Source organism: Streptomyces sp. CAU 1734 (assembly GCF_039888735.1).
GTDB lineage: Bacteria > Actinomycetota > Actinomycetes > Streptomycetales > Streptomycetaceae > Streptomyces.
In genome coordinates this window covers 179,128-203,757 of record NZ_JBDQQP010000001.1, presented here as the reverse complement: position 1 = coordinate 203,757, position 24,630 = coordinate 179,128, and the positions used below count along the sequence as shown (strand labels likewise).

At 64.8% G+C, this 24,630-nt stretch carries 21 protein-coding genes, 1 tRNA gene and 3 pseudogenes; 18 read left to right on the top strand and 7 right to left on the bottom strand.

What is annotated here, in order from left to right; translation table 11 throughout:
• Positions 1-55: 55 nt before the first annotated feature.
• From AAFN69_RS00835 to AAFN69_RS00805, 7 genes are all read left to right on the top strand, one after another.
• A complete protein-coding gene (locus tag AAFN69_RS00835; RefSeq protein ID WP_347726246.1) occupies positions 56-709 on the top strand; it encodes a response regulator transcription factor in 654 nt (217 codons plus the stop codon).
• On the top strand, positions 690-1,919 hold the full coding sequence (locus AAFN69_RS00830) for an ATP-binding protein (protein WP_347726245.1): 1,230 nt from the start codon (positions 690-692) through the stop codon (positions 1,917-1,919). Before AAFN69_RS00835 ends, AAFN69_RS00830 begins: the two co-directional genes overlap by 20 nt.
• A gap of 210 nt (positions 1,920-2,129) precedes the next feature.
• The gene (locus tag AAFN69_RS00825) at positions 2,130-2,663 is read left to right on the top strand and encodes a deoxycytidine deaminase (RefSeq protein ID WP_347726244.1); all 534 of its coding nucleotides are present in this window, start codon (positions 2,130-2,132) and stop codon (positions 2,661-2,663) included.
• A gap of 13 nt (positions 2,664-2,676) precedes the next feature.
• Positions 2,677-3,201, top strand: a complete 525-nt coding sequence (gene dcd / locus AAFN69_RS00820) for a dCTP deaminase (RefSeq protein WP_347726243.1) — start codon at positions 2,677-2,679, stop codon at positions 3,199-3,201.
• A gap of 14 nt (positions 3,202-3,215) precedes the next feature.
• Positions 3,216-4,328 carry a glycosyltransferase family 4 protein gene (locus tag AAFN69_RS00815; RefSeq protein WP_347726242.1) on the top strand — a complete coding sequence of 371 codons (1,113 nt, stop codon included), beginning with the start codon at positions 3,216-3,218 and terminating at the stop codon, positions 4,326-4,328.
• Between the two features lie 147 nt (positions 4,329-4,475).
• On the top strand, positions 4,476-5,723 hold the full coding sequence (locus AAFN69_RS00810) for an MFS transporter (RefSeq protein WP_347726241.1): 1,248 nt from the start codon (positions 4,476-4,478) through the stop codon (positions 5,721-5,723).
• Between the two features lie 57 nt (positions 5,724-5,780).
• Complete coding sequence (locus AAFN69_RS00805) at positions 5,781-6,860, top strand: hypothetical protein (RefSeq protein ID WP_347726240.1); 1,080 nt, start codon at positions 5,781-5,783, stop codon at positions 6,858-6,860.
• A 680-nt stretch (positions 6,861-7,540) separates the two neighbouring features.
• Here AAFN69_RS00805 and AAFN69_RS00800 read toward each other — a convergent pair.
• On the bottom strand, positions 7,541-8,662 hold the full coding sequence (locus AAFN69_RS00800; protein ID WP_347726239.1) for a DUF4062 domain-containing protein: 1,122 nt from the start codon (positions 8,660-8,662) through the stop codon (positions 7,541-7,543).
• A gap of 84 nt (positions 8,663-8,746) precedes the next feature.
• On the opposite strand from AAFN69_RS00800, the gene AAFN69_RS00795 reads away from it, so the two are divergent.
• Positions 8,747-9,199 carry a hypothetical protein gene (locus tag AAFN69_RS00795; protein ID WP_347726238.1) on the top strand — a complete coding sequence of 151 codons (453 nt, stop codon included), beginning with the start codon at positions 8,747-8,749 and terminating at the stop codon, positions 9,197-9,199.
• 172 nt (positions 9,200-9,371) lie between these two features.
• Here the strand turns inward: AAFN69_RS00795 and AAFN69_RS00790 are convergent.
• A pseudogene (locus AAFN69_RS00790) lies at positions 9,372-9,780 on the bottom strand (serine hydrolase domain-containing protein); the annotation flags it as partial.
• 1 nt (position 9,781) lies between these two features.
• Between AAFN69_RS00790 and AAFN69_RS00785 the strand changes: the two are divergent.
• Positions 9,782-9,985 (top strand): annotated as a pseudogene (locus AAFN69_RS00785) (LacI family transcriptional regulator); the annotation flags it as partial.
• A gap of 81 nt (positions 9,986-10,066) precedes the next feature.
• On the opposite strand, the gene AAFN69_RS00780 reads toward AAFN69_RS00785, so the two are convergent.
• The 3 genes and pseudogenes from AAFN69_RS00780 to AAFN69_RS00770 form a co-directional block, all read right to left on the bottom strand.
• Positions 10,067-10,531 carry a hypothetical protein gene (locus AAFN69_RS00780; RefSeq protein ID WP_347726237.1) on the bottom strand — a complete coding sequence of 155 codons (465 nt, stop codon included), beginning with the start codon at positions 10,529-10,531 and terminating at the stop codon, positions 10,067-10,069.
• 1 nt (position 10,532) lies between these two features.
• Complete coding sequence (locus tag AAFN69_RS00775; protein WP_347726236.1) at positions 10,533-11,438, bottom strand: nucleotide-binding protein; 906 nt, start codon at positions 11,436-11,438, stop codon at positions 10,533-10,535.
• Between the two features lie 647 nt (positions 11,439-12,085).
• Positions 12,086-12,731, bottom strand: a pseudogene (locus AAFN69_RS00770) (GntR family transcriptional regulator).
• A gap of 85 nt (positions 12,732-12,816) precedes the next feature.
• On the opposite strand from AAFN69_RS00770, the gene AAFN69_RS00765 reads away from it, so the two are divergent.
• From AAFN69_RS00765 to AAFN69_RS00730, 8 genes are all read left to right on the top strand, one after another.
• Positions 12,817-13,122, top strand: coding sequence for a hypothetical protein (locus AAFN69_RS00765; RefSeq protein ID WP_347726235.1), 306 nt, complete (start codon positions 12,817-12,819; stop codon positions 13,120-13,122).
• Between the two features lie 466 nt (positions 13,123-13,588).
• The gene (locus tag AAFN69_RS00760; protein ID WP_347726234.1) at positions 13,589-16,045 is read left to right on the top strand and encodes a DEAD/DEAH box helicase family protein; all 2,457 of its coding nucleotides are present in this window, start codon (positions 13,589-13,591) and stop codon (positions 16,043-16,045) included.
• Positions 16,042-17,487, top strand: a complete 1,446-nt coding sequence (locus AAFN69_RS00755; protein ID WP_347726233.1) for a class I SAM-dependent DNA methyltransferase — start codon at positions 16,042-16,044, stop codon at positions 17,485-17,487. Before AAFN69_RS00760 ends, AAFN69_RS00755 begins: the two co-directional genes overlap by 4 nt.
• Positions 17,477-19,048: a restriction endonuclease subunit S gene (locus AAFN69_RS00750; protein WP_347726232.1), complete on the top strand. Its 1,572-nt coding sequence runs from the start codon at positions 17,477-17,479 to the stop codon at positions 19,046-19,048. Before AAFN69_RS00755 ends, AAFN69_RS00750 begins: the two co-directional genes overlap by 11 nt.
• 626 nt (positions 19,049-19,674) lie before the next feature.
• Positions 19,675-19,872 (top strand): hypothetical protein, encoded by a 198-nt coding sequence (locus tag AAFN69_RS00745; RefSeq protein ID WP_347726231.1) that lies wholly within the window; start codon positions 19,675-19,677, stop codon positions 19,870-19,872.
• Positions 19,873-20,017: 145 nt separating this feature from the next.
• The gene (locus AAFN69_RS00740) at positions 20,018-21,241 is read left to right on the top strand and encodes a replication initiator (protein ID WP_347726753.1); all 1,224 of its coding nucleotides are present in this window, start codon (positions 20,018-20,020) and stop codon (positions 21,239-21,241) included.
• Complete coding sequence (locus AAFN69_RS00735) at positions 21,234-21,416, top strand: helix-turn-helix domain-containing protein (RefSeq protein WP_347726230.1); 183 nt, start codon at positions 21,234-21,236, stop codon at positions 21,414-21,416. Before AAFN69_RS00740 ends, AAFN69_RS00735 begins: the two co-directional genes overlap by 8 nt.
• A complete protein-coding gene (locus AAFN69_RS00730; protein ID WP_347726229.1) occupies positions 21,416-22,603 on the top strand; it encodes a tyrosine-type recombinase/integrase in 1,188 nt (395 codons plus the stop codon). The genes AAFN69_RS00735 and AAFN69_RS00730 overlap by 1 nt, the downstream gene beginning before the upstream one ends.
• Positions 22,604-22,680: 77 nt before the next feature.
• Here AAFN69_RS00730 and AAFN69_RS00725 read toward each other — a convergent pair.
• Both AAFN69_RS00725 and AAFN69_RS00720 read right to left on the bottom strand, forming a co-directional pair.
• Positions 22,681-22,754: transfer RNA gene (locus AAFN69_RS00725), tRNA-Pro, on the bottom strand.
• A gap of 133 nt (positions 22,755-22,887) precedes the next feature.
• Positions 22,888-23,814: a metallophosphoesterase gene (locus AAFN69_RS00720; RefSeq protein WP_347726228.1), complete on the bottom strand. Its 927-nt coding sequence runs from the start codon at positions 23,812-23,814 to the stop codon at positions 22,888-22,890.
• Between the two features lie 155 nt (positions 23,815-23,969).
• On the opposite strand from AAFN69_RS00720, the gene AAFN69_RS00715 reads away from it, so the two are divergent.
• Positions 23,970-24,434: a GatB/YqeY domain-containing protein gene (locus tag AAFN69_RS00715; RefSeq protein ID WP_347726227.1), complete on the top strand. Its 465-nt coding sequence runs from the start codon at positions 23,970-23,972 to the stop codon at positions 24,432-24,434.
• Positions 24,435-24,630 lie beyond the last annotated feature (196 nt).

Here is a 24,630-nt window from a genome sequence, read left to right as displayed (position 1 = left end):
GCCCGGCCTCCGGGTGTTATTCCCCTGTTAGGGGCCCCAGGGCATTCTGGCTGCCATGAGAGTGCTGATTGTCGACGACCACATCGAACTCGCCGAGACGATCGCCGCCGGACTGCGGCAGGAGGGCATGGCCATCGATGTGGCGCTGGACGGCCAACAGGCCCTGGAACAGGCCACCGTGTACGACTACCACGTGATTGTGCTCGACCGGGACCTCCCGCTGATGCACGGCGACGAGGTCTGCCGCGAGCTGATCAAACACGGCTGCCGGGCCCGCATTCTCATGCTCACCGCCTCCTCCACCGTCGCCGACCGCGTCGACGGGCTGAGCCTGGGCGCCGACGACTATCTGACCAAGCCCTTCGCCCTGGCCGAGCTGGTCGCCCGGATCCGCGCCCTCGCCCGGCGCGCCCATCCCGCCGTGCCCCCCGTGCTGACCCACGGCGATCTGACGCTCTCGCCCGCCGAGCACACCGCCTGGCGCGGCGGACGCCAGCTCGATCTCTCCCCCAAGGAGATGGCCGTACTGGAGCTGCTGCTGTCGGCGCAGGGCGCGGTGGTGTCCGCGGAGGAGCTCCTCGAATGGGCGTGGGACGACGCCACCGACCCGTTCACCAACACCGTGAAGGTGACCGTCAGCCGGCTGCGCCGCAAGCTCGGCGACCCGCCCGTGATCGAGACGGTGCCGCATGTCGGCTACCGCGTCTGAGCCGGCCGGCCGGTTCCGCATCCGCTGGTCCGCCCGGCTCCGGCTCACCCTCCTGTACGGGACGCTCTTCCTGGTCTCGGGCGCCGCCCTGCTCGCCGTCACCTACCTCCTGGTGGTGCAGAGCCCCGCGTCCAAGGGCACCAAGGTCACCACCACGAACGTCTCGCGCAACCCGGCGGTGCAGAAGATCACCGCCGAGATCTCCTATGTCGCCCTCCGCGAGCGCGAGGAGGCACAGCGCACTCTGCTCACCCGGTCCGGGATCGCGCTCGGTGTGATGACCGGTGTCTCCGGCGGCCTGGGCTGGCTGGTGGCCGGGCGGGTGCTGCGGCCCGTACGCGTGATGACCGTACGGGCCCGCCGGATCTCGGCGCACAATCTGCACGAACGCCTCGCGATGCCCGGCCCCGCCGACGACGAGCTGAAGAACCTCGGCGACACCTTCGACGAACTGCTCGCCCGCCTGGACGTCGCGTTCGACGCCCAGCGGCGCTTCGTCGCCAACGCCTCGCACGAACTGCGCACCCCGCTGACCCTCCAGCGCACGGTGATCGAGGTCGCGCTCAGCAAACCGGACCCGGACGCGGCGGCACTGCGGGCGGTGTGCGAACGGGCCCTGGCGATCGGCGAGGACCAGGAGCGGCTGATAGAGGCGCTGCTGACCCTGGCGAGCAGCCAGAGCGGAGTCTTCCGGGCCGAGCGCCTGGACCTCGCCGACGTCGTCACCGACGTACTCGACGACCTCTCGCCCACCCGCCCCGACCATGTCGCCCTGCGTGTCTCCCTCGATCCCGCCGTGACCGAGGGCAGCACCGGCCTGCTGGAACGCCTGGTGACCAATCTGGTCGGCAACGCCCAGCGCTACACCCCGCCCGGCGGCTGGATCCGGGTGACCACCGGCCTCTGGAACGGCGCCCCGACACTCCGCGTCGTGAACAGCGGCCCGGTGGTCCCGCGCGAGGCCATCCCCTCCCTGTTCCAGCCCTTCCAGCGGCTGGGCCACCGCTCCGCCCGCGCCGACGGCCACGGCCTGGGCCTCTCGATCGTCGCGGCGGTCGCCGACGCCCACCGCGCCCGGATCATCACCGCCCAGGGCCCGGAGGGCGGCCTCGACATCACGGTGACACTGCCCCGCCGCAGGGAGGGCGTGTACGGGGTGTCCGCCCCCGATCCCGCCGGACCGCGGGCACGCGAGGCACGGCTGGGGTAGCCGGCCGGTCCGCCCCCTGGAATGCGCCGGGCCGGGGGCGGGCTTTCGCGTGCGCACCCTCTCTGAGGCAATTGCACTGTTCATCCATCTGTCGGAACCGCTCACGGACCACTTGTCGCACCTTCGGGCCATCGACACCCGCCGCCGCCGCGCAACATGATCGAATGCTCATTCGGGCAACTGGCAGCGGGTAAAGCTTTCGGAGGCGGCATGATCCTCACGGGCTCGGCCATACAGCGGGCAGTGGGCGACGGCGAGATCTGTATCGATCCCTTTGAGCCCTCGATGACCAATCCGAACAGCCACAACTACCGGCTCTCCCCGACCCTCCGTGTGATTGCCGACGAGGTGGCGAATCCCCGATCGGCACCGGAGCTCGAAGAGATACACATCCCCGAGGATTCCGGCCATGTCATTCACCCCGGGCGCGTCTATCTGGGGACGACCGTGGAACGCATCGGCAGCGATCACTATGTGCCGAGCCTCATCGGCCGGTCCTCGCTGGGCAGGCTCGGGATGTTCCTCCAGATATCGGCCGACCTCGGCCAGCTCGGCGCAGTGCATCAATGGACACTGGAAATAGTCGCCACGCAGAGCATCCGCATCTATGCCGGAATGATCGTGGGACAGGTGAGTTTCTGGCGGCCCAGCGGGGGCCGGATACCCTATCGCGGCCACTACGGAACCCGATCGGACCCGGCGCCGTGGAACCCGAAGATCGCTACTGGTCTTACCGAGACGTGAAAGGTGGATCGCTGTGATCCTGACGGGCCCCGAAATAGCGAGACAGGTCGGCTCCGGGCGCATCAAGATAGAGCCCTTCGACGAATCCCGTCTGAGCCCGAACAGCTACGATTTCCTGCTCGGCCGTGAAATATGCTGGTACGAGGACGAGGTGCTGGACTGCCGGCGCGAGAACCGAGTGACCTACGCGCCCATCCCCGACGAGGGCATGACACTCAGACCGGGGAAAATATATCTGGCCGGCACCTCGGAACGCATGGGCAGCGAATTCTATGTCCCCATCATCCGCGCCCGTTCCTCGATCGCGCGCCTGGGCCTCTTCGTCCATGTGACAGCGGATCTCATCGACATCGGATCCATCAACAACTGGACCCTGCAACTTCACGCGGTCCAGCCGGTGACGATCTATCCGGAGATGAGAATCGGCCAGGTCACCTTCTGGTGCACGGAGGGCGAGATCAAGCTCTATGACGGGAAGTACCAGAACTCAACCCGCCCCATGCCGTCGATGATCCATCGCGACTTCACCGCCGTCTAGACCCGGAGCCCCCTGTGAGCAGGCTGCACATCGCGACCGGAATCGATCTTCCACTGGCCCCGTCCGCGGGCAGTCCCATCCTGTGCAGCGACGTCTACGGCCGACTGCGGGGGAGAGCCGAATCCCACTTCTTCTGTCTCGCGCCCGTGGCGGAGGCCTGGGACCACGGCTTCTCCCGCATCACCGTCTGTCAATCGGCCAAGAAGCCCTACGGCAGCGGCTTTCCGGCCTATGTGGAGAGTCTGACCCGCGAAGTGAGGCGAGGGCTCTCCGGCTCCCACCACGATCTCATCCACGCTCAGCATCTCGGATACGGGCTCAGCCTCGCCTTCTGCCGTGCGGCGGAGGGTCTGCCCGTCATCTCGATCGCCCATGGCACCGACATCATCGACGCCCTGAAATCCGCCGAGGCGGCCGACGCGCTCCGTGAGATCGTCGAGAGGAGCGCCGCGGTCGTCGTCCCGAACGAGGCGATGCGGGCCCATGTGACCTCGATCGCCGGCGAACACGCCGACGGGCGGATCGTCACCATCCCCTGGGGCATCCCCCTGGACCGGGCGAGCACCCGCTCCGAAGCCCGGAACAGCGAAACGCTGCGCCTGGTGCACGCGGGACGGCTCCATCCCACCAAGAGCACCATCACCGCCGTGGAGAGCCTGGCCCGCACATCGGCCCCGCACCACCTGACGATCATCGGAAGCGGCACCGAGCTGGAGCCGCTGATGAAGCGGGCCGAGGATCTCCGCCTCGGCGAACGGGTGACTTTCAAGCCCTTCATGCCGCGACAGGACCTGTGGCGGGAATTCTCACAGCACGACGCATTCCTCTTCACCACAACGGCTGTCGAGGCATTCGGCCTGGTCTCGGTCGAAGCACAGGCCCATGGACTTCCCGTGGCCTACGCGGAAGTGGACGCGATGAAAGAAACACTCGGGCCCGGCGGGATTCCTTATCCCGCGGGTGACGCCGAGGCGCTGGCCCGGGTAATCGACCGGCTGGCGGAGGATCCGGCCGCCAGGAAAGAAATGTCGGCCCATGCCGTCGAGAACTCTTCGAGGTTCAGTGTCGATGTGACGAGCAGCCAACTCCTGGACCTCTCCGCGCGGGTGGTGGAGAGTTCGCGCTGATTCATATGCGGGCCCGGTCCGCGGCTCCGCGCGTTAACGACGAGGTCACACGAGACACCGGCACGGACATCTGCTGATCATTGTATTGACATGTCTGCGACGCCAGGGTTACTGTCCGTCCCGGTTGCCAACAGGGGGCGGTGTTGAGTGACAGGGCTGAGTTCGGCGTTCAGGTCGCAAGTGGCGTCTTTGTTCGCCGGAAACTTACGGGCATCCCTGCCTGTTGTGGCCATCGGTGTGGCCTCGTCGATAATGTTCACCCTTATTCCGGTGTTCATCATCGAAGTGCTGGGCGAGAGAAATTTATGGATCGGCGGCTATTTCACGGCCGTGACGCTCACATCGATCCCGATCACACTCCTCCTCGGCAGGCTGGCCGACCGCACAGCCCACAAGAAGATGCTGGGGCTGATCACCACGGCGTGGGTCACCGCCGGGTGCGTACTTTTCCTCTTCATCGATTCCATCGGCTGGCTGGTGGCGGTCGGGATCGCCTTTCTGAGCCTTTTTGAGGCGCTGAACGCCCAGATCTTCGCCATCGGCAGATCCTCCGCCGCCTCCGAGCCGGAGGAAATCGCGGTCACCACATCGATGCGGACCGCGTACGCCCTGGGCTATGTGATGGGCCCGATGGTGGGCGCGGCACTCACCGCGCTGCTCGGCATCAGGCCGGCGATGGTGAGCTGCGCGGCCTTCTTCGCCGCTTCGGCTCTGGTCTTCTGCGTGAAGACCTCCGGCCCGCGCGGCACCACGGCCGCCGGTGCCGGTGTGCGGAGCGACCCCCTGGACCGGCGCGCGCGATTCGCGCTGCTCGCACTCTGCCTGACCCTCACGGCCCCCATCGTGCGGTCCGCCTTCCTGGTCGTGCTGGCGACATCGGTTCTCGGCATCCGCCTCGACCAGGTGCTGCTCATTCTCGCCATCGCCCCGCTGGCGGAACTGTTCCTGATCCCGATATGCGGTTCCCTCGCCATCCGATGGGGCCCGCCCCGGATCGTCCTGGCCGGCTGTGCCGCCGCCGTCTTCGAAATGGGCTGTCTCGCCCTGGTCACCTCGCTGTGGCAGCTGGCACTCCTCCAACTGGTCGGCGCATTTGTCGTGGCAACGGTGATCAGCGTCGGAATGGCCATGGTCCAGGGGATGTTCTCGGGCCGCACGGCCTTCGGAACCAGCGCCTTCCTGGCGACCAGGTCCGTCTCCAGCCTGCTGGGAAATCTCGGGGGCGGGGCGCTCGCGGGGGCGTACGGCCTCAGATGGACCTTCGCCGGAGCGGCGGCCCTCGCGCTGATCGGCACCGGCGCGATGGTCACCCGGGTCCTGCCCCCACGCACCCGCCCGCCGGACAGGGACGGCGACCCGAGCCGAGAGGGCGGCAAACAGCACACCTCCGGCTGAGATCTCCCACCGCCACTCGCACCCCCCACGCGGCCCGAATCGAAACGGAGAGATGCAATGGTGGACCTTCTCGCCTCGCTCACCGACGGCAAGCTCGGCAGCCTCGAAGTCGAGATCTACCGGCATGCCTCGCGTGTCGATGTCCTCGACACATCGGAGCTCTCCGCCGCCGTTCCCGCCGCGGACGAGCGCGAAATCTGCCGGGCCGTCGCGCGCCTGGCCGAGTTCCAGCTCCTGAGACCGGCCCCCGGCTACCCGAGAGGGTATGCGGCGGTACCACCGGACGCCGCCCGGAACCGCTACATGTCCGGCATGATCCACCAGGCGATGGAAATGCAGTCCCGGATCGACCGCACCTCGGACGCCTTCTCCGTACTCGACGAACAGACCCGCCCCGATCCCGGCGCGGGCGCGGACGCCCTGGAGAGTTTCGAGAGCTGGATCAGTGTCCAGGAGCCGGCCGCGGAGTACGCCGCACTGGCCCGGCAGGAGATCAGAATCTCCCAGCCCGGCCGGTCCCCTCGCGCGAGCGACTCCTGGGCAGTGATGGAGTGCCTCATGAACTCGATGCGTCCCGGCGTCGGACTGAAGGTGATTCTGCACGGCGCCGCACAGTTCAACCCCGACCTGGTCGAGTTCGCCAACAGCGCCCGCCGGGAGTACGGCGCCGAGTTCCGGACACTGGTCGAACCCATGCCGTGGCTCGTCCTGTTCGACGCCGAGACCTTACTCGTCTTATCGGCGACGGAGGACCACCAGGTCACCATGGTCCGGAACGCCAGCGTCAGCCGCTTCGCGGCCGCGAGTTTCGATGTCTACTGGTCCATCGCCGACAGAGTCTCCAGCAGGCTGGGGCCGGCGGAGGCATCCGCCATATCCCGGGGCATCAAGTCCCGCATCGTCGCCCTGCTGATCCAGGGAGAGTGCGACAAGGTCATCGCGAAGCGAGTCGGCCTGTCCGTCCGCACCTGCCAGCGCCACATCAGGGAGATCATGGACTCCCTCGGAGCGAGATCAAGACTCCACGCGGGATACATCCTCCGCGAATACATGACCCCGGACATCACCTCCCTCCGCAGCCACATCGCCCGCCCGTTGGAGGGCACCTGGCGCACCCCCGAGGCCCTGCACCTCTGACCCACCACTCCTGGTCCGCCACCCCGCCGCAATCTCTCCGCGACTGCCCTCATGGAGAGGGTCCACCCCGGGCGGATCGGCCCGGGGAGTGATGCGGACCGGTCCGTCGCCATGGACATCATCCTCGGCACACCACACCGACCTCGACCGTTGGCCACGCACGCAGAGCGGGCCACCTACTCACGTGAGTAGGTGGCCCGCCCGCACAACGCGCTGAATATGGACCAGGCGAAAGCCGTGCTCTCGCTTCTCGGCGGTGTCCGTACGAGGCACGGCCGCTCACCCGGGATGCCGTCTTCCCTGGAGCCGAAGACGGCATCGCCCCATGTTGCGATGTGGCGAGCGATGAATGCCGTCTTCGCGCTTCGCGGAAGGTCAGGAAGGAGAGGACGGCGAAGAGAGTGACGCGGCGGTCTGACCGAAATCCTTTGGCCCCCTGTTTGGCTCCCGGGCATGACAAAGACCCATTCGCGATCATGCGAATGGGTCTTTGACCAGCTGTCGGGGTGGCGGGATTTGAACCCACGACCTCTTCGTCCCGAATGAGGTTCGGGCAGTGACCTGGCCTGCGAGGATCGCATTTATGCAGGTCAGGGTCGCTGTGACGGCTGTGGTTTCGCGGGGCCTGCGGTGGGTTCGGGGAGCGTACCGGCTCCCAAACGGCTCCCGCTCCTGGAGTGCTAGCGCACAGTAGCGTGCTGTCTGACCAGGGTTCGTGAGAGAGGCCCTGCGACTTCCGCAGCCCCGGTGCCCAGAGCGGCCAGAGTGACAGACTCATCGGCTTCGGTTCGCAGGGTGAAGTTCGAGTGGTGGGACAGCCGGGCACTGTGTCGTGACTGGTGAGGATTGAACCTATCCACACTGGTCAGTGCGCTGCACGCTACGGCAGCCGCAACAACGATCCGATCTTGCTGGACGATGTTCAACGCGCCAACGAATTTAAGCAGGTCAGCGATCTGCTGAGGCAGGGCCTCGGGATCCAGAATCGAGCCCAACCTGTCCTTGGGGAGAGTAGCCCGGGTAGAGACTTGGCCTGTCTTGTAGAGGCGAACTTCTGCGATTTCGCCAGGCTGGGGTGTGTCCCATGATCGGGGCTTTCCGGATGGGACGCTTACGGCTACGTGGTCTTGGGCTCTGGAGGGCGATAGGGCAATGTCGCCCCTGATCAGTCCAGCGGTTCGGATCCGTCTCACCAGCGATGTGCTGAGCTGCTCCAGCTCGCGATCCGAGTGGCCAACGAAGTTCAGGGGCAGGACGTGCAGCTCCAGCAGGGGAACATCGTTGCCGGCCAACGGATTGATACTCGCGTCGTCGGTGGTCCAGCGCAGGTCAGGAGGCTCCGCCAGCCTGGCAAAGGACAGAGGAGATGTACCAGCCTCTAGCTCTCTGATCTTCTGTACGACTTTGGTCTGAAGCTCCGAGGTGGTCTCGAAGGAGTCACGGAACACTCCAGTGGCGTAGGCCTGTACGATCCGTGTGAAATCAACCTGAGCGGGCTCGAAATCTACCTCCAGCTTGCGGTAAACCAGCCGGGTCATTCCTGCTGCTTGAGCGGCCACCCATTCGTCGTGCGTTGCCGACTGCCCTGTTTCGGGGAAGGTGTAGCCGTACTTCGGGCCTAGCAAGAAGAGGCAGACATCCGCAGATGCCAGCGCCTCCAGGCAGGCCTCCCGGCTGGGTGTGGTCTGTGCGGAGAAGTCCTCGAATCGCACTGGCGTATGCCCCAATGCGCTGATCAGGCCACTTAGCGAGTCGCGCTCCTCTTCGAGTCCTCTACGGGAGCTACTGATGAAGATCTTCACGCTACGGTGTCTCCAGTACTGACGGTTCGCCGCTTGGGCGAACTGGACGGCTGGCGTAGTGGGTGGAGATGGGGGAGTTGTTTCATGGCCGAGGTATCAGAAGAGGCGATACGTTTCTATTGGAAGGAGCACCGTGAGCAGTTACGGCAGTGCGAAACTCAACGCTCCACGCTGACGAATCTTCTGATCGTTGTAACGGCCGCCTTGAGTGCACTGATCGTCCAGCAAAAATTCACTCTGAACGTCATGCCTCTCTGCTTCTTTGTCATTCTGGCGGGCGTGTACGGCGCTGTGGCAGTCTCCAAGTACTACGAGCGGGCTTCCTATCACCTCTTTCAGGCGCGGGCCTTGACCAGGAACTTGGTAGAGCAGGGAGTGTTGGGCTCCGATGGAGAGCTCATTCGGGCACGCGTAGAGCATTACCGAAGATTTCCACGGCTTCATCGTGTTCGACTTCACCGCCTTTGGGTGTACCTACATCTTGCCATCATCCTCTACGGGCTGTCGCTTCTTTTTGTGTGCATCGTCGTTGCCTGATGGCATGCAAGTTTTCTGCGGCGCGGGCGTTGGTGATAGCGATGAGAACCCTCGATCCGGACCGTAGGTTGCGAGGGGAATTGCGTGGCGATGGCATCTGACCATCGCTCGGAATGCAAGGTCGTTCCGGCAGGCCTCCCGAGCTCAATCCGGTTACACGGAGAACTAAGGTCAGCGACGTTCTTACTGCCTTGGCCAGTGTGGCCGCTCGTGTGTCATCGGAGCCCCCGATGATGTGGTTCATGACATAACCGAACGCGATGCCGTGCTCCAGATCGGCCATGCCGAGCGAGCCGCCTCGCCCGGCATGGCCGAAGGCACTCGGTCCTGTCATGGGGATGGTCATGGTGGGCAGCATGTATCCGGTGCTGAACCCGACTGGGCACTAGCATCACCTGGTCCTGCCCGCTGGCCTGCTCGCCGGTCGCCTAGGCCAGGGTCTCCGGAGTGAGCGGACGTACCCCGTCCACCTTGCTGATCAGCGCGACGTACATGCGGGCCAGTGCGTGAACGGTGCCAATGCCATTGGACGAGGGGAGTTCTGCGGCCTGGATCTCGGGGCAGTCGAAGTCGATATCCGCTGAGCGCATGGGCCACATCGACGGCTCGGCCCGCTACGCCCACGTCACCCCGGGCATGCGCCGACGCCTCATGGCTGGCCTCACCGAGCAGTGGGAGGCGGCACTCGACGCCCGGCTGGCGATGCACCCCGCGTCACCCGTGCCCGTACTTGACGGTCTCCTCCATGTGCGCAAAGCGGCCCGTAGCCTGATGAAGCCTGGTTGAGGTACGGCACCTGGGCCCCACGCGATCATTGTGTGGGCCCAGGTGCTCCCTTCGTATGGCTGCTGCTTCGATCACCTGAGGTCATACGGCGAATACCCGACCACATACGAGGCAGTGATACGGGCCCGACACGTTTTCAGGCACCTTTACTGGCTCGTACGAGTGGCAAGGGGATGCAACGATGACCATGTCGTCGGGCTCGGTGAGAGAAGCCGGTACGTCCGGTGTGTTGATGCTGCCTTTGAGATCAAACCTCACGTGCTTGCTGCTGGAGCCTTTGAAGGCGTCTTGCAGCCCTTGCCCGATCTCTCGTATTGCCCTAGGGACAATCGTGCCTTGGGCGTATTCGAGCTGCCCCTGAGTCCACCAGGAGTCCATCCCTGCCGGCTGCCCGCACAGAGGGCAGTAGTAGGACGCCGGAACGGGCTGCCCTTCGGCTTCCTCGTTCGCTGGGCCGTGGTGCCACTTGAACTGGCTTATGCAGTGCGGGCATTCCCGGCGGAGGAACCCGTCGTGGTCCAGAGGCAAGGTCAACTGGATGTCCATGTCAGGTTCCGCTCACGAACTCGTTGAGCGCTATCGGTGTCCCGTCGGCGGTCTTGGCAGTGATCGTGATGTGGAAGTACGAGTTTGAGCGGGACGCCATAGAGTCCGATGACACGCGCCCCACGCGCACGGACTTGCCTGCGGGTAGCTTCGGCACGGGGAACTCATCAGCGTTTCGTGTGACGAGCCCAACCTCGGCATCCGCATCCACTTCAAGGTCGTACACGTCGCCCGGACCGTGGTTGGTGATCTCGACCTCGCCGATCTTGCCGCGCCCATGGTCAATGTACCGAGTGTTCAGTCGCGGCATACCCGAAGTCTGCGATGACGGCTGCTTGCGGCCCATCGGCAGCCCGCCGCCTGGCGGGGCAGGCGGAGTCAGGTCTCCAGCATCGTGCCAGTCTGTCCTGCTCATTTTCGTGGCGCAGCCTGCGGTCTGGAGTCGGGTCGCGAGCTCTTGGCGCTTCTTAGGGCTGTTGTTGAGTCGCACGACGTGGCGACCGTGAATGTCGCTGAATACCTTCACCTGCCCGAGTTCCACGATGATCGTGCGATCTGGGTGGCGACCCATGGCCATGCCTGCTTCAAAGAGCACGTTTGGGCGGGGCTGCATCTGAGGACTGCACTCCGGGTCGCCTGGAGGGGCCAGGCTCTCATGCAGGTAAGCGACATCGTCCGGTGTCTGGAGGACCACGACCGCTTGGGCGCTCGCGAAGACTGTGTCGAGAACCTCCCCGACGTAAGGCGAGCCTTTGCCAGTCATCTGGACGGCTTCCGACCACTCGATTGGATCGAGGCCAAGCGCCCGCAGGAATTCGAAGAGCGCTTTGCGGGCGCGTCTGTTGCGCCCGTGGATCACAAACACCTTGCGAGGGTCTACGTCGCCCTCGGCCACACCGTCTGCCATGTCTGCCTCACCACTCATGGTCGAGGGAACCTGTCGGTGTCGAAGCTAGCCGGAGGCACTGACACTCGGGGCGAGTCCGCTCGGGAGCCGGTTTTCTGGACTCGGCTCCCAAACGGCTCCCAAGAGACCGGCAAACGAATCAGGGGCCTGACCCGCTCTCGCGGATCAGGCCCCTGACCTGGTACTTCAGCGTCGGGCTGGCGGGATTTGAACCCACGACCTCTTCGTCCCGAAGTAACCCTGGAGCTGGTCCGGCCAAGGGCCACCATGCCACTGACCTGCGCCAACAGTCCCAGACAGCCCGCCGCTGTCCGCCCCCGTTGTCACTCAGTTAGACACTCACCGGGAGAGGGCGGCCACCTCAACAGTCGCCGTCACGCGGAGCGCTAACGTACGTAAGAGATCATCACCAAGGCTACCGCCAGCACCCCGAACCAGAGGGGTATGCCGGTCTTCGTGAACCTTCCCCGGTTGTCCCTCGGTTGCGGCCGTCGACGCAGAGCCAGTCCCGCCCCCTCGCTGGACCCCGCGGCCCCCGAACCACGGTGCCGAAGAAGCGTCGAGGCCGACAGGCGCACGGTGGTGGCAGAAGGTGCATCAGACGACACATCGCCCCACCAGGCACACCGGGTTGTCGGCGGGCTCCGCTAGCGGTTGACGGGGATCTCGTAGACGATCTCGCACAGCGCGGCGGGGATGATGATGTCCGCCGTCTCCACGGGCTATCCCTGGTCGCTGTAGTACGTCCGCCGGATGTGGGTCACGACGGAAGCCTTCTGAATCCCGAGGAGCGACGCTTCATCGGCGGTCGCGCTCCGGCTGCTCGACGGCATGGGTGACCGCGACGCCGATCTCCGCCATGCGGTTCACGACGCCGATACCGGCGTGCGGCCCACCTTCCGGAAGTACGACGAGCGTGCCGCCGGTGAGCTCGTACGGCTCCCAACTCGTCGACAGCTACACGGGTCTGCCGTCAGCGAGGAACTCGTAGACGGTACGGACGCACAGATCACCCTCGGCGATCCCGAGTCGCGCCGCGATCTCCGCCGGCGCCGGGACCTTCTCCTCGGTTCGGCTCTCCCAGTTTCCCTGCTTGCCCAAGGCCTGCATGTCTGCCCGAAACGGGGAACCGCCCGGCTGCTCGCACGCCGAGGATCGCACCACCCGTACGCGCTGCCTGGGCTCGGCGACGTAAGTACCCGAACCTGCGCGCCCCTCCAGCACACCCTGCGAGATCAGCAGCTCCTGCGCCCTGCGCACCACGTTCTCGCCGACACCGCACTCTTCGGCGATCTGGGCGCGTGAGGGGAGCCGATCTCCGGCCGTCCACTCGTACTCCGTCCACTAGCTCTAATCTAGTTAACTGGCTTCACTCAACGTGTTCAATCGGCGACGGGGGCCCTTCTGTGCCCGCTTCGGATGCAAGGCCGAGGACCTCGCCGTCCGGTTGTCGGCTCTCGGGCTGACCACACGCGTGGAGCCGCACGCCACGTATACGTCGATCGAAGCGAAGGTGCCGGAGGCGCTGCCCGCCGAATCGTGGCGGGAGGTTTTGGAAGTGGTGGCGGAGGCCGATCGATTCGGGCTCGTCGCCAGCAGCTTGACTGGCCGCACTTTCTGGGCCGCCGTAAACAAAGCGGTCCCCGCGACGGGCGATGTCCGGGGACCTGGCCGTCAGCGATAGGAGCTGATCAGCGTGCACAACCGTATGGGCCCCACTGCGGCCCACGCCAGTGGGCCGCAACTCCCCGCACTCCCCTATGCCACGCATGGGAGGACCACGCGTTGAGCCCTGCTCCGCTGGTCCACGAATAGGCCGCGAGCCCCGAACCTGTGCCACGCGGCCGACGACAGCTGCTTTGCAGGTCTGCGGCCTGCAGGAAGCCGTGTCTCTCCTGGTGGCTACCTGTTCTCATGGGATCGTCCTGTCTGCCATCGTCCGACGGTGTTGATGTCAACTACTGATGTCAGTTCGCCGATAGGCGGGGCGGCCGCCTGACCGCGCCGCGTAGGATTTTGCTCAACCGATGGTGGCCATGGGAGCCGGTACTGGTTCCCGCAACGAAGAGGTGGGGGCTGGCAGTGGCGCTGGTCTGTCTATTCGTCGTCGAGCTACTCGATACCCGGCAGCCCGACACCCCGGAGCAGCAGTGAGCGAGCCGGACAAGACGCAGCTCACCGAGGCTGAGATTCGGACCCGTTACGTCACACCTGCCCTCAGCGCCGCTGGGTGGCCGCTGTCCTCGCTCCGCGAGGAGTTCTTCTACTTCTCCGCCGGGCGCATTCAGGTCGTGGGGAAGAAGAGTGCCCGTAAGGCCCCCAAGAGGGTCGACTACCTGCTTGAGTATCGCCCGAACCTGCCGGTGGCGGTCGTGGAGGCAAAGGATAACCGCCACGCGCCCGGCGATGGCATGCAGCAGGCTATCCAGTACGCCGAGCAACTCGACGTACCCTCCGTCTTCACCACGAACGGCGACTCGTTTGTCTGGCACGACCGGACTGGGCTTCGTCCTGAACTCGAGGTCGAAATACCGCTCGACCAGTTCCCCTCCCCCGAGGCGCTGTACGACCTCTATAAGCGGTGGCGTGGCATCGCTGACGATAGGGAGCCGATCACCGCGACCTCGTTCTATGACGACGGCTCTGGTCGACGGCCCCGGTATTACCAGCGGGTCGCGATCAACCGGGCACTGGAGGCGATCGTCGCTGGTCAGCGCCGGCTCCTGCTGGTCATGGCTACCGGCACTGGCAAGACCTACACCGCAGCCCAGATCATCTGGCGCTTCATGGAGGCGTACAAGAAGATCAACCCCACCAAGGCCCAGGCTCGGATCCTGTTCCTGGCCGACCGGAATATCTTGATCGACCAGACGATGATGAACGACTTCACCATGTTCAAGGGGCGCATGGCGAAGCTCAGCACGTCGCACAAGACAATCAAGAAGGTCTCAGGGTCGGAGCTGCCCGAGCTGGGCATCGCCAGCGGTAAGGTCATCGACAAGAGTTACGAGCTCTACCTGTCGCTATACCAGGCTGTCACGGGCGCCGAGGACATCCAGAACATCTACAAGCAGTTCTCGCCGAACTTCTTCGACCTCATCATCGTCGACGAGTGCCACCGGGGAAGCGCCCGGGCCGATAGCGCGTGGCGCGATATCCTCGACTATTTCAGCACGGCCATCCAGCTGGGCATGACGGCTACTCCGAAAGAGACGAAGACAGTCAGCAATATCGACTACTTCGGCGACCCGATCTACACGTACTCGCTGCGTCAAGGCATCGAAGACGGCTACCTGGCGCCATACAAGGTCATCCGCATCGCCACCGACGTCGATACTTTCGGCTACCGCCCCGCTCCTGGCGAGGTTGATGACACAGGCGAAGTCATCCCTGACAAGGAATACGGTCAGAAGGACTTCGACCGGACGATCGTGCTGCCCGAGCGCGACAAGCGCGTCGCCGAGCGACTCACGGAGTACCTCAAGAACACAGACCGATTCGCCAAGACGATTGTGTTCTGCGTCGATATCGATCACGCCAATCGCATGCGCCGCGCACTGGCCAACCTGAACAGGGAAGAGGTCATCCACGACTCGCGCTACATCATGCAGATCACTGGCGACGACCAGCAGGGCAAGGCGGAGCTCGACAACTTCATCGACCCTGAGTCCCGCTACCCGGTTATAACAACGACGTCGAAGCTGCTCAGCACGGGCGTCGACGCTCAGACCTGCAAGGTCATCGTGCTCGACAGCAAGATCGAGAGTATGACCGACTTCAAGCAGATGATCGGTCGGGGCACGCGCGTCCGAACGGACTACGACAAGTGGTTCTTTGTCATTCTGGACTTCCGCAACGTCACCAGGCTCTTCGCAGACCCTGACTTCGATGGCGACCCAGTCAAGATCATCGAGCTCCCCCTGGACGGCGGCATGGACGAAGCCACTGAGGATCTCGATGAGGTCGACGAGGCCCAGGAGACGGACGACGACAAGGGCTCCGACATCCGGGTAGAGATGCCTGGGAAACGCAAAGCGAAGCAGAAGAAGCTGATCGTCGGCGGCCAGCAGGTCACCATCATTGGTGAGCGTGTTCAGCTCATCGGCGCGGACGGCAAGCTCATCACGGAGAGTCTCAAGGACTTCACGAAGCGGAATGTCCTGGGAGAGTACGCGACCCTCGATGAATTTCTGACCGCCTGGTCATCCGCTGACCAGCGCTCAGCCCTACTGGACGAGATGGCCGACAAGGGCATACCCATCGACGACCTCCTGGAGCAGGTGGGAGCTGAGCTGGACCCGTTCGATCTGATCTTGCACATCGCGTACGATCGGCGGCCGCTTCGCCGGCGCGACCGAGCGGGAGCCGTGCGTGCCAGCAGCTACATGACGAAGTACCAAGGCAAAGCCCGCGAGGTGATCGAGGCACTCCTCGACAAGTACTCTGACTCAGGCATCAGGTCGGTCGAAGACATTGGGGTACTCCGAGTTGACCCATTCCGATCGATCGGCACACCGATGGAGATCATCCAGTTGTTCGGTAGCCGCGAGACATTCCAGAAAGCCGTTCGAGACCTCGAGCGCGAGCTGTACCAGGAGGCTGCGTGATCTCGTCCACGTTGATCAAGTCCATCCAAGACATCATGCGCCAGGACGACGGGGTGGACGGCGACGCACAGCGGTTGAGTCAGCTCGTATGGATGATCTTTCTTAAGATTCTTGATGACTCTGAGCGTGAGCTGGAGTTGATGCAAGACGACTACAAGACGGCAGTGCCGCCTGCCTTGCAGTGGCGCTCCTGGGCCGCGAACGAAGAAGGGCTTACCGGAGACGGCCTCACCAACTTCGTGAACAACGAGTTGTTCCCAAAGCTGCGCTCGCTTTCGCCCACAGGCCACAATCCCCGCACGGTGATCGTCAGGGAGGCCTTCCAAGACTCTTACAACTACATGAAGAGCGGAACGCTGCTTCGCCAGGTCATCAACAAGATCAATAGCATCGACTTCAACACCCGAACCGATCGACACCAGTTCAACGACCTGTACGAGAAGCTGTTGCGAGACCTCCAGAGCGCTGGCAACTCCGGCGAGTACTACACGCCTCGCGCACTTACCGAGTTCATCGTGGAGATGGTTGACCCGCAGCTCGGGGAACTGGTCTTCGACCCCGCCTGTGGCACTGGTGGCTTCCTTGCGAACGCGATCGACCACGTTCGCAAGCAAGTAAAGACTTCCGATGACGAGGAGACCTTGCAGGCCTCGATCAGAGGGACGGAGAAGAAGCAGCTGCCGCATCTCCTCTGCCTGACGAACATGATCTTGCACGGCTTCGATGCTCCCACCGCCGTCCGTCGTGCCAACACGCTGACTCGCCCACTACGTGATTACGGACCGGGAGATCGGGTCGACATCGTCGTGACAAACCCGCCGTTCGGCGGCACCGAAGAGCCGGGCATAGAACAGAACTTCCCTCAGAACATTCGCACGCGAGAGACCGCAGACCTGTTCCTCGCGCTGATCATCCGACTTCTCAAGCCCGGTGGTCGAGCCGGCGTGATCTTGCCAGATGGCACGCTCTTCGGAGAAGGAATCAAGACGCGCCTCAAGGAGCAGCTACTCACAGAATGCAATCTGCACACGATCGTTCGTATTCCTGGTACGGCTTTCGCTCCCTACACGACTATCGCTAGCAATCTGCTGTTCTTTACGAAGGGTGCGCCGACCAAGGAAGTATGGTTCTACGAGCATCCAATCCCGCCCACCATGAAGGCATATAGCAAGACCAAGCCAATCCGTCTAGAGGAGTTCGGGCCTGAGAAGGAATGGTGGACAGACCGCACAGAGGGAGGCGCGGCCTGGCGAGTGCCCATCGAGGAGATTCGCGAACGTCAGTTTAATCTCGATATCAAGAATCCGTACCGGGTGGAAGCAGCCGACGCCAGTCCGTCCGAGCTTCTCGCTTCGTACCACGGCCACAAGCAGGAAGTATCCAGGGCTGTTGTCGCCATCCGTGATGCCTTGAGCGAGATCGTTGGCCGGCATGGAAACTGAGGAACTAGCCCAAGTTATAGGTGACCTCGACACCTTCCTGGCGATGCCAGGGGGTCTTGAGATGCTGCGTCGGACGATCCTCAAGCTAGCTGTCACGGGTGAGCTGACCATGGGTTCACAGTTCTCACTTAGAGATGAGGAGAGCCAGGCGCGTTCTAGCGCCGGACTCAAGGAGCCGGTTGACGTGGAGGCCGACTTCCGGCCCGGCTGGATTGTCGCGCCCTTTGCATCACTGGGCGTCTTGGCGCGAGGGCGCTCCAAGCACCGTCCTCGGAACGACTCAATCCTTTACTCGGATGGCACTGTCCCTCTTGTGCAGACAGGTGACGTCGCTCGGTCCAAGGGGAAAGTGACCACCTACTCAGGGCTCTACAACGACGCGGGTGTGGCGCAAAGCCGTCTGTGGCCAGCCGGTACCTTGTGCATCACTATCGCAGCCAATATTGGTAACACGGGTGTCCTGCAGTTCCCAGCGTGCTTCCCGGACAGTGTCGTTGGCTTCGTGCCCAATGAGTTCCTGGTTGACCTTCGCTACGTGGAAATCTTCCTGCGGACTATTCAGGCGGACCTGGAGCGCGACGCACCTTCAACTGCGCAGAAGAACATCAACCTCAAGGTGCTCGGACGCATCGAAGTGAAGTTGCCGCCCCTCGACGAGCAGTGCGCAATCGCTGAGCGCATAGCGATGTTGATGCAACTTGTCGATAACTTCGAGCTCGCGCGTGATGTCGCGTCGAATAGCCGGCGCGCGCTTTCACGTGGGGCCTTTCGGCAACTCGGCAGCACGCTAGATTCGACTGCGGTCGAAAATATTGATGATGTACTGGCAGAGTTGCAGGACGTGCGAGATCTGGAGACTGCCATCTTTGATCTAGCAGTCTCTGGCTCGCTGGTCGAGGCCATAGATGAAGATGGAGAGGGTCTAGCGGTCATCGAAGCAGCCCTTTCAGATGGCAGTGGCACTAGGCGCGAGCACTTGACACCGCCTGACCTGGGTGACGTTATTTTCCCAGTGCCGGACAATTGGGCCTGGTCTCGCCTCGGTACGGTTGCCAATTACATCCAGCGAGGCAAGACCCCGAAGTACGTAGAACGCAGCGACTATCCAGTGCTTTCTCAGAAGTGCGTCCGATGGGGCGGTATCGACTGGTCGGTCGCAAAGTTTATCGCGCCCCCGAATCCCGGTGAATATGCAGCAGAGCGGCTACTTCAGCCTGGTGACCTGCTAATCAACTCCACTGGTACAGGGACCATTGGGCGCCTCTGCATCTTCGAGGGCGCAGCCGATTACTCAAGCGTCGTGGCTGACGGGCACGTGACCGTTGCGCGCTTCAAGGTCATGGATCCACGCTTTGTGGCTCTGTGGATGCGCAGCCATTGGGTACAAGACACAGTAGAGGTCAACGCTTCAGGCTCGACCAACCAGATCGAGTGGAACCTGGCTGCGTTGAAAAAACAGGTCGTTCCCATTCCTCCGCTGAAGGAGCAGGCCCGAATCGTGCAGAAAGTCGATGGCTTGATGTCGCTGGTCGACGACCTTCGTAATCAGCTTGCTTCGTAACGGTTCCACACTTGCCCCGTTCTCCTAATCGCTGCAAACCCAGGGCAGTGCGGTACATGTCAAGTGGTGGGTTTGTTCGATCTCGCAGAGATTCACGGCAAGCAGTTGCTAGCGCATCCGCGCGCGGTGTAGCTGACTGTTGGTAGATTGATCAGTTATTGAAAGTGACTGGCCCGGGGCTCACCTTGCCGTCGTGCGGCAAGGTGAGCCGGGTGTCCGGCCGGAACCGTTCGAGGCCGGGGAGAGCCGCGGCTGCGATTGAGACGGAACGATGCCGGGGCGGCTTCTTTGCAGGGAGCCGTCGCGGCTTTTGTCGTTGCTCTCATGGGCGTCTTCTGCCAGGCCCCTCCGGCACTCAGCGCAGCCGCCCATTCCACTACTCACCCCAGCTTCCATCCCGTCCGCCTTCGGCCCACACGCCTTGAACCACGCCCGCGCGGCTCTGCCTGGGGGTGAAGGCGGACGGGATGGGGGCCCACAACGCTCGCCACGAATCCGCCGGCACCCGCGAAGAACGGCGCCCCAACCCATCCCGGAGTCTGAGCGCCCCCGCCGGAGGCACTGCTTACGTATGCCGTTTCCCTCGGACAGGCTCGCTTGCTCTAGTTGCGCGACCGGCGTAGCCGGTGCCCAGAGCGGGGCGGAGACAGGAGTGCAGGGCCCCGGCGGCGAGCCGGGGCTCGGTCAAGTTCCTCGGCGTCCGTACCTGGGTCGTCGTTCTGATCGCCCTCTTCGGCTTCTGGCTCTCGGACACCTTCCTCGCGCCCGCCATTCATTCCGGTACAGAGTCCGGAGTCTCCGTCACCAACGGCACACATGACTAGACGAGTAGACAGCTAGAGGCCCGGGGCGGCTCGATCCCGCCAAGAATCCCCCGCCCCGGGCCCTTCCCCTCCCAACCAGAACAGTCAGAAGGAGAACGCCATCTTCACCCGCACCACACCGCCCCCGCTCCCCGAACTCCTCAATCTGGCCAACACCGGCACCCTGCCGGGCATCCTCCGCCAGCTCTCCGGACTCGGCGGCTGCACCCACCCGATCCGCCTCGACGGCCACCGCACCGAGTACGCCGTCGACACCCTCACCGGCGAGATCGGCCCCGTCCTCCACCACCTCGAATCGTCCGCGCTCCCGGCCGGCCATCTGCTCGTCCGCTGCAACAACCGCCGCACGACCCGCTGCCCGGCCTGCGCGGAGCTCTACCGCCGCGACACCTTCCAGCTCATCGCCACCGGCCTGCGCGGCGGCAAGGGCACCCCGGACACCGTCACCACCCACCCCCGCGTCTTCGCCACCTTCACCGCCCCCGGCTTCGGCCCGGTCCACAACCGGCCCACCGGCACGAACCGCCCCTGCCGCTGCGGCACCCATCACGACCAGGACGACGCCGTCCTCGGCACCCCGCTCGACCCCGACCGGTACGACTACGAATCGGCTGTCCTCTGGAACGCCCATGCCGGACTCCTGTGGCGGCGCTTCTCCACCCACCTGCGCCGGGAGATCGCCAAGCTCGCCGGACTCTCCCAGCGGGAGCTCCCCACACACATACGAGTGGCCTTCGCCAAGGTCGCCGAATACCAGCGGCGCGGCGCGGTCCACTTCCATGCCGTCATCCGCACCGCCACCGCCAAAGCCCGCATCGACGGCCTCACCCTCGACGGCCGGGCCCACTCCTTCGCCTTCGGCCGGCAACTCGACGTCCGCACCATCCGCAGCACCGACTTCACCGACCGCGCTGCCCTGACCGATCGGGCTGTAGCCGCCTACATCGCCAAGTACGCCACTAAGGGCGCCGAAACCGCGACCGGAGCACTCGACCGCCCGTTGAAGTTCGCCGCCGAACTCGCCCAGCTCGACATCTCCGACCACGCCCGCCGCCTCATCCGCACCGCCTGGACCCTCGGCGCCCGTAAAGACCTCGAACACCTCCGCCTCCGCGCCTGGGCCCACATGCTCGGCTTCCGGGGCCACTTCTCCACCAAATCCCGTACGTACTCGACCACTCTCGGCGCTCTCCGCATCGCCCGCGCCGACTGGCGCCGCGCCCAGACCACCAGCGAACACCCGACCGGCACGACACACGTCCTCGCCCACTGGGTCTTCGCCGGAACCGGCCTCACCGCCACAGAGGAATGGCTCGCCGCATCCATCACCCCCGCCCCCGGCACGGAAGGAGAACCCACCCATGCGTGACGACGAACTGCTGACGGTGGCTGAGATCGTGTCCCGGCTCAGGCTCAGCCGGACCACCGTCTATGACCTGATCTGTACCCGCCGAATCGTCTCCATCCGTGTCGGTCGGGCCCGTCGCATTCCCGTTCAGTCCGTCCGCGACTTCATCGCCGGTGAGCTGCGGGAGGCCGCCTGATGGCCACTCGACGGAGTCGGGGCGATGGTGGTCTCCACTGGGACGACAAGCGGCAACGCTGGATCGCCACGGCCAGTCTGGGATTCGATCCCAGCTGTAAGCGAATGGTGAAGCGGGCGAGTGGTGTCACCAAGACGGCGGCGAAGAACAAACTGAAAGAGATCCTTCGGGACTATGAAGACGGCCTTGCCATCGCGCCGACCGGCTACACGGTCAAGGACGCTGTGACCGATTGGCTCTCGTACGGTCTCGCCGGTCGTGATCCGGCCACGATCAAGACGAACACGATCCTGTGCAACACCCACATCATCCCGGCCCTGGGTGCCAGAAAGCTCCGGGACCTCAGCGCCGACGATGTGGACAGATGGCTGGATGCCAAGGCCAAGGTCCTCAGTACTCGGTCCCTGCAAGGAATCCGCTCGTGCCTCAACCGTGCGGTCAAGCGGGCCATGGCCCGGGACAAAGTGAAGCGGAATGTCGGGGAACTGTGCGCTGTGCCCACCGGCCGCGCGGGCCGGCCGTCCAAGTCGCTCAACCTCGCACAGGCGGAAGCGGTGCTCGTCGCGGCCGAGGACTCCTCGTTGTCCGCCTACTTCGTGGTCTCGCTGCTCACCGGCGGGCGCACCGAGGAGATGCGGCCTCTCCGCTGGGACCACGTCGACCTTGACGGGGTCCGGGACGCCATTCCGGAAATCCCAGCGCACATTGCGGTATGGCGCTCGGTCCGGAGCACGGGGGACACCAAGACACGGAAGTCCCGCCGGACCCTGGCCCTGCCCGGCCGGGCGATCGATGCCCTGAGGGTCCAGCGGGAGCGTCAGGGCTGGCAGCGGGTCGCGGCCGGTGATCAGTGGCAGGAGACCGGTCTCGTCTTCACCTCGGCCGTGGGCACCGAACTGGACGCGGCGAACGTCCGGCGCGAATTCCGGAGGATCCTCACGAGGGTCGCCCGGATGCCCGGAATCGAGATCGAGCCGCATGAGTGGACGAGGCGGGAGACCCGGACATCCTTCGTCTCGATCCTGTCCGATCGAGGCATCCCGCTGGAGGAGATCTCCCGGCTCGTCGGCCACTCCAGCACGGCCGTCACAGAGGAGGTCTGCCGGAAGCAGATCCGCCCAGTGATCCAGACCGGGGCCGTCGCCATGGACGGGATCTTCGGCACTCCGCCGCCCCCGAAACGGTAGTCACGCAGTTAGTCACGCAAAAAGGTCAGGATCTACATCTCTACTGTAGATGTAGATCCTGACCTCATGCGTAGCTGTCGGGGTGGCGGGATTTGAACCCACGACCTCTTCGTCCCGAACGAAGCGCGCTGCCAAGCTGCGCTACACCCCGATGTCGTCACTGTCGTGGCGACATCGATTACTTTAGCCCACCCGCGCTCCCAGACGAAATCCGGTTTCCGCGTGGCCCGGGTGGGCTCTCCAGGGCCGGTCAGGGCCACTGCCAGAGCCCGGCCAGGGCACGGTCAGGGGCGTTCGACCAAGGTCAGCAGGGTTGCCTCGGGGGGGCAGGCGAAGCGGACCGGGGTGTAGCGGCTGGTGCCGCAGCCGGCCGAGACGTGGAGGTGGGAGACCTGGCCGCCCGACTCGTGGGTGGACAGGCCCTTCACCCGGCCGGTGTCCAGGTCGCAGTTGGTGACCAGGGCTCCGTAGAAGGGGATGCACAGCTGGCCGCCGTGGGTGTGACCGGCCAGGATCAGGGGGTAGCCGTCCGCGGTGAAGGCGTCCAGGGCGCGCAGATACGGGGCGTGGACTATCGCCAGGGAGAGATCGGCGTCCTGCTCGGGGCCGCCCGCGACCTCCTCGTAACGGTCGCGCTTGATGTGCGGGTCGTCCAGGCCGGTGAAGGCCAGCTCGTACCCCTCCAGCTTCAGCCGGCCGCGGGTGTTGTTGAGGCCCACCCACCCCGCGGTGTCGAAGGCGTCGCGCAGCTCTTCCCACGGGTTGTGGACCACATTCACCGCCGGGCCGTTGCCATTGAGGCCGTGGCGGCCCTGGGCCTTCTCGAAGAGATAGCGGGCCGGGTTGCGCAGCGTGGGGCCGTAGTAGTCGTTCGAGCCGAAGACATAGACGCCCGGGAACTCCATCAGCGGACCCAGCGCGTCCAGCAGCTCGGGGACACCCTTCGGGTCGGAGAGGTTGTCGCCCGTGTTGACCACGAAGTCCGGGCGGAGGCCGGCGAGGGACTGGAGCCAGGCACGCTTCTTGCGCTGGCCGCTGACCATGTGGATGTCGGAGACCTGGAGGACCCGGAGCGGGCGCATCCCTCTGGGCAGTACGGGGACCGTCAGCCGTCGCAGTCGGAAGGAACGGGCCTCGAAGCCGGCCGCGTAGGCGATGCCGGCCGCGCCGACTGCCGTGATGGCCAGGGGAACTCCATAACGTGCGCGCATACGTCCATCGTTGCAGACCCGGTGGTAGGGGGCGCGGGGCGGGGCCGCCCTGGTGATCTTGGGGCGGCGGGGCCGGCGCACACAGGTCTCCCCGCCCGCCGCGCCCGGGAAAATGGCGCAGCGCTCACCCGTCCCCACCTGCCACACTCATTGGTATGACCACGCTCAAGTCCAGGCTCAAGGAAGATCTCACCGCTGCCATCAGGGCGCGCGACGAGCTGCGCTCGTCCACGCTCCGGCTGACGCTCACCGCCATCACCAAGGAAGAGGTGTCCGGCACGAGTGCCCGGGAGCTCTCCGACGACGAGGTTCAGAAGGTGATCGCCAAGGAGGCGAAGAAGCGCCGCGAGGCCGCCGAGGCGTTCTCCAAGGGCGGGCGGGCCGCGCAGGCCGAGCGGGAGGAGGCCGAGGGGGTCATCCTCGCCGCGTATCTTCCGCAGCCGCTGACCGATGACGAGCTGCGGCGGATCGTCGGCGAGGCCGTCGCCGAGGCCAGGGCGGGCGGCGCCGAGGGTCCGCGGGCCATGGGCGCCGTGATGAAGATCGTCAACCCGAAGCTGGGCGGGCGCGCCGAGGGCGGCCGGGTCGCCGCCGTGGTGAAGGAGCTGCTCGCGGGCTGAGCCGGCGACGGCACGGGGCGAGCAGGGCCGAGCTGGTGTCGACACTGTCCGAGCAGGGCCGAGCCGGTGTCGGCACGGCGCGAACACGGGCTGATCACCGCGCAAGCAGGACTGAGCCGGCGACGGCACCGCGCGAGCGGGGCCGAGCACCGCGCGCCTCCCGGGCCGGGCGGCACCCGACCCGGTCGAGCCGTAC